6 protein-coding genes are annotated in these 3,973 nt (G+C 39.5%); 2 read left to right on the forward strand and 4 right to left on the reverse strand.

Annotation, left to right across the window (positions count from 1 at the left end; translation table 11 throughout):
• On the forward strand, nt 1-270 hold a 270-nt coding region (locus tag ACGLXV_RS13535), incomplete at its 5' end, for a hypothetical protein (RefSeq protein ID WP_391559036.1).
• Between the two features lie 93 nt (nt 271-363).
• On the opposite strand, the gene ACGLXV_RS13540 is transcribed toward ACGLXV_RS13535, so the two are convergent.
• Together ACGLXV_RS13540 and ACGLXV_RS13545 are read right to left on the reverse strand one after the other, a co-directional pair.
• Complete coding sequence (locus ACGLXV_RS13540) at nt 364-873, reverse strand: YwhD family protein (protein WP_119710291.1); 510 nt, start codon at nt 871-873, stop codon at nt 364-366.
• A gap of 15 nt (nt 874-888) precedes the next feature.
• Nucleotides 889-1,515 (reverse strand): site-2 protease family protein, encoded by a 627-nt coding sequence (locus tag ACGLXV_RS13545; RefSeq protein ID WP_391559038.1) that lies wholly within the window; start codon nt 1,513-1,515, stop codon nt 889-891.
• 184 nt (nt 1,516-1,699) lie between these two features.
• Between ACGLXV_RS13545 and ACGLXV_RS13550 the strand changes: the two genes are divergently transcribed.
• Entirely contained in the window at nt 1,700-1,885 is a 186-nt protein-coding gene (locus ACGLXV_RS13550; protein WP_066056926.1) for a 2-hydroxymuconate tautomerase, read from the forward strand.
• 139 nt (nt 1,886-2,024) lie between these two features.
• On the opposite strand, the gene ACGLXV_RS13555 is transcribed toward ACGLXV_RS13550, so the two are convergent.
• Together ACGLXV_RS13555 and ACGLXV_RS13560 are read right to left on the reverse strand one after the other, a co-directional pair.
• Nucleotides 2,025-2,534: a YwgA family protein gene (locus tag ACGLXV_RS13555; RefSeq protein WP_119710292.1), complete on the reverse strand. Its 510-nt coding sequence runs from the start codon at nt 2,532-2,534 to the stop codon at nt 2,025-2,027.
• Nucleotides 2,535-2,576: 42 nt separating this feature from the next.
• Nucleotides 2,577-3,875 (reverse strand): HD domain-containing protein, encoded by a 1,299-nt coding sequence (locus ACGLXV_RS13560; RefSeq protein WP_391559037.1) that lies wholly within the window; start codon nt 3,873-3,875, stop codon nt 2,577-2,579.
• Between the last annotated feature and the right edge of the window lie 98 nt (nt 3,876-3,973).

Genomic DNA, 3,973 nt, shown 5'->3' on the forward strand with positions numbered 1-3,973 from the left:
TCAGATTTTATTTGCGATTTCAAAAATTTATTTGCGATTCCCAGATTTTATTTGCGATTCCTGAAACTTATTTGCGATCATCAAAATTTATTTGCGATTCCTGAAACTTATTTGCGATCATCAAAATTTATTTGCGATTTGCCCAAGTTATTTGCGGTTCACAATACTTACTTGCTTTTACAGGCCATCGCCAAAACCCATCACTATTCAAATATACGAAAAAGCCCCGAGTCACATGTACTCGGGGCTTTTTCTGTCCTAGTGCTATAGCGTGTTATCGCTGTTTAAAGTTTACTTTTTTTAACGGAAAACGGCAAGTATTTCCTTACAATTTGTTTAAAAAACCTTTTTGGAATAATTTTCTTATCCCTGAAGATCCGACTTCAATCTCTCTTCTGATCTTTCCCACATACCCGCGTCATGGTTTTTCAAAAACTCAGCTAGAATTCCTTTTGAACGACTATCCATATGATCGACGATGATATGACGTTTAATCGACTTATCCATGCGATTCACATGCTCTGGTAGTGACTTATAGCCACGACGAATTTCACGGTCCACCGTCATTTCACAAGCGGTCACTCCCGCATAATACGGTCCTTCCTGCTTTCGATCAATCGTGACCCAAACCAGCCAATACGGCTTGGCGTTTGGAACTTCTTCCTTTGTTTTTAAAAACTTAATTCCTTTTTCCACAACACTTCTTGCGTGCATGGCCCCAACATCAATGACTGCTTCCCCTGCTTCCACATCAATAATAACGGGAGATACATTATCTAGGGTAAGAGCTCCTACACCAAATCCTCCATGCCCCTCGGTTGGATCACTTTTAATTATATTAAAACCAATACTTTTCTTCTTTTTTTCTTCCATAAAAATGAACGCCTCCTACAAAAATAACTGATAAAAGAACTGATCTAAAGTCGAAAGAATCGACGGAACGACTGTGGAATACAGTGGGTCAATCGTATATTGATCAAGCGGAGTTATAACTAAAATTAGAAAGATTAGTGCCCCGTACTGCTCATACTGTGTCATTTTAGCCCGTACATTCACCGGCACGAGATCCTCAATAATTCGATATCCATCTAACGGCGGAAATGGCAACAGATTGAATACAAATAAAGCAACATTTAAATACAAAAATATATTAAGAAACTCAAACACGTATGATGGTAGAGTTTCCACCGCACCAGTAGCCACCAATCCATACAATAACACAAAGCCAAAAATGGATAGCAATAGATTGCTGAGGGGTCCTGCTATCGATACAAGAATACCTGCTAACCGAGGATTTTTAAAGAAAAAGCGATTGACTGGAACAGGTTTCGCCCACCCGAATCCAATTAAAAAAATTAACAATGTGCCAAATGGGTCCAAGTGCTTCATCGGATTTAGAGTTAGTCTGCCCTGATTTTTCGCCGTATGATCCCCGAACTTAAAGGCCACCCACGCATGGGCAAATTCATGGACAGAAAACGCTATTATAAGCGTAATAACCACGTATGGAATCATTGCTAAATCAAAAGCTAAAAACCTAGATAATTGCTCCAACACGACAACTCCTTTTCGAAGACTCTATTTAGCCAAATTATACATGAAATATAGGATAAATGGAAAAATGAGTATTCCTTTCTCCCGTTTGGAACATTATGATTATGTATGAAGAACTTACATATCTCTCAAGGAGGCAATTATCATGCCATACGTAACCGTAAAAATGCTAGAAGGCCGTACAGACGACCAAAAGAAAGCTCTTGTGGAAAAAGTAACTGCTGCTGTTGTGGAAACAACTGGAGCACCTGCTGAGAAAGTCGTTGTATTCATAGATGAAATGACGAAAAATAATTATGGGATTGCTGGGAAAAGGCTGTCTGACGAATAAAATTAGTTACTGAGTGTCGGTTGTTATGCATGCTCTTCACTGGTATTCCTATTGGAATACATGCTCGATCCTGCATAACAACCGACAATTACATTTTCTAACTAAAAAGGCTTGGACATAAAACGTCCAAGCCTCTTTTTTATACAGGGACTACTTTCCCCTTTAATGCTTCAATATATTCATACGCCTGCTTAATTTCGTCTTCTGTGTATTTTTGCTTGCTCTTTAGAGTAAAGATTTTCTCCTTTACTTCCTCTACTTCTAAATCGTCAAAGAAAAGTACGGTTGATACCAGTTCTAGAAACCTAGCATTCTGGCTATTCATGTCGGTTAAACAATCCTCTAATGCTGGAAGTTCCACTAGGTTCATATTTAAAAATTCCATTCCCTCATCTGTTAAGGAGTAGCGGTACTGCATGTAACCGCCCTTTTTCTCCTTTACCTCGTTAAGAAAGCCCATATTGCATAGCTCCTCTACGCGAAGGGTCAACTCTTCGGAGTAAGGTCCATAAAAGTGAAACTGAAACCTCTCTTGGAAAGGAAAATCTACTTTTTTCGCTATATAAATCATTTTTTGCAGTTTTTTCCGACCAACAATTTCCCCTGCCGCTGCAAAAGCTTGCATTATTTTGGCATGATCCTTTAACAATGAGACCCTCTCCTACTTCTATATTTATATCAAGCACCTATCTCATAGGTCTAGTAAGTTGCGAATTTGCTTTTTAATATTCTTTTTGGATGAATCGTCCTTTAAAAGATCCGCAGGGAAATACAACTTATGGTCCGTTCTTCTTTTCCCTGAAATGGCATCAACGATTTGAGATTCCCTTGAAAGCTCTCTTACTTCTCCATTTTTCATGAGCAGTTGTATCGGCAGGCGTTCTTCTTCCTCACCTGGGCGATAAAAGTCATATGGTAAGTCAGACGAGGAATCAACCACCAAATAATACTCCGGGTCAAGTCCAGCCTTAGCAAATAAAGTAGAAAGCTCGCTTAGCTTCTTATATTCTTTTGCTGGGTCAAACTCCACGTATTTAAACAGATTTCGATCCATAAAACGGACACATAAGTCACGTAAGATCAAATCCTCTTCCTCTTCCCACATTTGGAAGTAATAGAGAATAACCGCTTCATCTAATTTCAAATAGTCATGAAGGGTGATATTTTCAGCAAATACAGAATAAAAATGAATCGGCTCTTGCTTAAATTGGTAGCCTTTTTGGTACAAATGCTTGGCACGGTGGAGTATCTTTGTCAGAATCACCTCTGCACTACGAGTAACGGGATGGAAGTACACCTGCCAATACATTTGGTATCGACTCATTATGTAGTCTTCCACTGCATGCATACCGCTTTGCTTAATAACGACTTGATCTTCCTTCGGCCGCATCACACGAAGAATCCGTTCCATATCAAAATGCCCATAGCTCACACCTGTAAAATACGCATCCCTCTGCAAATAATCCATACGGTCCGCGTCAATCTGGCTCGAAATCAAGCTAATCACAAGCTTGTTCGGTGAGGTTTTGGCGATCACCTCAGCGACCATCTTTGGAAAATCTTTGCTTACTTTTGTAAGAACCCTATTTACTTCTGTGTTGCCAAGAATAATCTTTTGGGTAAAAGCTTCATGATCGAGGTCAAATACTTTTTCAAACGAATGCGAAAAGGGTCCATGTCCAAGGTCGTGAAGGAGTGCAGCACAAAGTGAAAGCAAGCGCTGCTCACTGTTCCACTCCGGTCGTCCATCAAACACATCATCAATAATGCGGCGTATGATTTCATAGACTCCGAGCGAATGGTTAAAACGGCTATGCTCTGCCCCGTGAAATGTAAGATATGTCGTTCCAAGCTGCTTAATCCGGCGTAGACGTTGGAATTCCTTCGTACCAATCAAATCCCAAATCACACGGTCTCTCACATGTACATAACGATGAACGGGATCTTTAAAAACCTTTTCCTCCACTAGCTTTTCCTGTGAATATGCCACTGTAGAATCCCTCTTCCTATCTATCTTTAAACTATTATAACTTGATTCATTCTACAATTCACCCTAAAAAAGGAAAAAATCTACAGAATTTCGACAAA

Origin of the sequence: Robertmurraya sp. (assembly GCF_036676585.1) — a bacterium.
In the GTDB taxonomy this organism is placed as follows: Bacteria; Bacillota; Bacilli; order Bacillales; family Cytobacillaceae; genus Robertmurraya_A.

Coding starts and splice junctions, on each gene's coding strand:
- ACGLXV_RS13540 (WP_119710291.1), bottom strand. CDS start 873: ATGGAAGAAAAAAAGAAGAAAAGTATTGGTTTTAATATAATTAAAAGT.
- ACGLXV_RS13545 (WP_391559038.1), bottom strand. CDS start 1,515: ATGATTCCATACGTGGTTATTACGCTTATAATAGCGTTTTCTGTCCAT.
- ACGLXV_RS13550 (WP_066056926.1), top strand. CDS start 1,700: ATGCCATACGTAACCGTAAAAATGCTAGAAGGCCGTACAGACGACCAA.